This is a genomic window from Pseudoduganella sp. RAF53_2 (assembly GCF_052113985.1).
Lineage (GTDB): Bacteria > Pseudomonadota > Gammaproteobacteria > Burkholderiales > Burkholderiaceae_D > Rugamonas.
In genome coordinates this window covers 1-2,873 of sequence record NZ_JBFRDW010000721.1, presented here as the reverse complement: position 1 = coordinate 2,873, position 2,873 = coordinate 1, and the positions used below count along the sequence as shown (strand labels likewise).

2 protein-coding genes are annotated in these 2,873 nt (G+C 60.0%); one reads left to right on the top strand and one right to left on the bottom strand.

All coding sequences use genetic code 11. The features are described from left to right. Positions 1 to 135 precede the first annotated feature (135 nt). Positions 136 to 1,683, top strand: a complete 1,548-nt coding sequence (locus AB4Z11_RS28425; RefSeq protein WP_442029179.1) for a GH39 family glycosyl hydrolase — start codon at positions 136 to 138, stop codon at positions 1,681 to 1,683. Between the two features lie 2 nt (positions 1,684 to 1,685). On the opposite strand, the gene AB4Z11_RS28420 is transcribed toward AB4Z11_RS28425, so the two are convergent. Further along, positions 1,686 to 2,873: methyl-accepting chemotaxis protein (locus AB4Z11_RS28420; RefSeq protein ID WP_442029178.1), on the bottom strand; the 1,188-nt coding region annotated here is incomplete at its 5' end.

Sequence of the window (2,873 nt, the reverse complement as noted above, 5' to 3'; positions counted from 1 at the left end):
CCGCAGAACACTGCCAACCACCATCCCAACACCAGAAATCGCCTCATGATTACCTCCTGCCCGGGTTGAACAACAAGAAATGTTAGCGCTATTCATTTTGTGTTATAAAATGTTCAAAACATCCCGGAGACAGTAATGAGCAAGTCCCTCATCGCATTGTATGTCGCGGCTGCGTTTTCGCTGCCAGCGTATGCCGAACGCCACATTCAGCTTGACGTCACTCAGGCCACGCAGCCGCTGGATCGCTTTTATGATTACAGCGTCGGCTCCGATTTCCCCGGCACGCTGCTGCGCGATGACAGCATGGCGCAGCTGACCACGGCCGTCGATGAGCTGGGCTTCCGCTATCTGCGTTTCCACGGCATCTTTCATGATGTGTTCAAGACCGTGCAGGTGAAGGACGGCAAGTACGTCTACGACTGGACCAAAATCGATGAGCTCTACGATGCGCTGCAAAAGCGCGGCATCAAGCCTTTCGTGGAACTAAGCTTCACGCCATTGGCGATGGCCACGTCCGGCAGCGAAATTTTCTACTGGCATGGCAACACCTCGCATCCGAAACTCGATCCGTGGAGGGATCTGGTGCACGCCTTCGTCACGCACATCATCGAGCGCTATGGCGCGGAGGAAGTGCGCAAGTGGCCATTCGAAGTGTGGAACGAACCAAACCTGGACATCTTCTGGGAGAAGGCCGACCGGCAAGCCTACTTCGATCTGTACGACGCGACCGCGCACACGATCAAGGCCATCGATCCGCAACTGAAAGTCGGCGGCCCGGCAACGGCGGGCGCCGCCTGGGTGCCGGAATTCCTGGCGCATGCGAAAGCGCAGAACACGCCGGTGGATTTCGTCACCACGCACACCTACGGCGTGGACGGCGGCTTCGTCGATGAGAAAGGCAATGCAGACACCAAGCTCTCCCCTTCGCCGAACGCCATCACCGGCGACGTGCATAAGGTGCGCAAGGAGATTGAAGCCTCGTCCTACCCCGGCCTGCCGCTCTACTTCACGGAATGGAGCACCAGCTACACGCCGCGCGATCTGGTGCACGATTCCTACATCAGCGCGCCCTACATCCTGTCCAAGCTGAAGGCCAGCCAGGGACAGCTGCAAGGCATGAGCTACTGGACATACTCGGATCTGTTCGAGGAATCCGGCCCGCCGCCAACGCCTTTCCACGGCGGCTTTGGTCTGCTGAACCGCGAAGGCGTCCGCAAGCCGGCCTACTTCGCCTACAAATACCTGCACGCCCTGAACGGCAACAGTCTGCCGGTGCAGGACGCGCAAACGCTGGCCTCTTTCGACGGCCAGTCGGCAACAGCCTTGCTGTGGGATTTTGTGCAGCCGGAACAGAAGGTCAGCGATCGCCCCTTCTACAGCCGCATCGTGAAGAACAAGGATGCGGAAGCGGCGCAGCTTAGTTTCAGCGGCTTGCAGCCGGGCCGCTACCAGCTAACGGTGAAGCGCACCGGCTTCCGCAGGAACGACCCTTATTCGGCCTACATCGACATGGGCGCGCCGGCGAAGCTGACGCAGACGCAGTTGCAGCGCCTGCAAAGCCTCACCGTCGACAAGCCTGAACTGCAAAAGCAGCTAAGCGTGGGTGCCGACGGCAAGGCGGCGCTGACGCTACAGATGAAGACCAACGACGTGGTGCTGGTCAAGCTGCAGCGCGCCAAGTAAGATCAGCGTCCGTTTGCCAGGCGCTTTTGCACGGCGGCTGGCGCCTTCACTTCAAAGCTGCGCGCGCTGGACGGGACACGCGACAAGGTCTGGCCTTTCTGTGCGCCCAGCTTGAAAGTGCTGACCAGCTGCGCCAGGTATGCAGCCTGTTCCTGCATGCTCTGAGAAGCAGCAGTCGCCTCCTCCACCAGCGTCGCATTATGCTGGGTCACCGCATCCATCTGCGAGATGGCCGAGTTGACCTGCTCGATGCCGGCACTCTGCTCCTGTCCTGCGGAAGTGATCTCGCCCATGATATCGGTCACGCGGCGCACGCTGACCACCACGTTTTCCATCGTCGTACCAGCCTGGTTCACCAGCCTGGTGCCGTTTTCCACCTGCTCCACGGAGTTGCCGATCAATTCCTTGATCTCCTTGGCGGCAGAGGCGGAACGCTGCGCCAGATTACGCACTTCCGACGCCACGACGGCGAAGCCGCGGCCCTGTTCACCTGCACGCGCCGCTTCCACTGCAGCGTTCAGCGCCAGAATATTGGTCTGGAACGCAATGCCATCGATAACGCCGATGATGTCCACAATCTTCCTGGCCGATGCGTTGATCGAACCCATGGTGTTCACCACTTGCGACACCACCACGCCACCTTCCTGCGCGATGGTGGATGCGTTCACCGCCAGCTCATTGGCCTGACGGGCGCTGTCCGAATTCTGCTTGACGGTCGACGTCAGTTCTTCCATCGACGCAGCGGTTTCTTCCAGCGAGCTTGCCTGCTGTTCGGTACGCGAGGACAGGTCCAGGTTACCGGCCACAATCTGATCAGAAGCGGTGGCAATGGTATCGGTCGCGGAGCGCACTTCGCCAACCAGGCGTGCCAGACTATCGCGCATCTGCTTCATGGCGAACAGCATGCTGTCCTTGTCGCCATCCCTGGTTTCCACTTCAACGGAAAGGTCGCCCGATGCGATCTTGCTGGCGATGGAAGCCGCATAGTCAGGCTCGCCGCCAAGGCGCTTCACCAGCCACGTGGTCAGCAGAGTCGCACCCAGCGCGCCCAGTACGGCGCTGGCGGCCAACAGCGAAATGATCCACACGCGCGAAGACGCATAGATTCCGGCGCCCTTCTGCTCTTCTGCTTCAGCGCCATCGCTATAGAGCTTGACCATCTTATCGACCTGGCCGCGCAGGGCCACAAT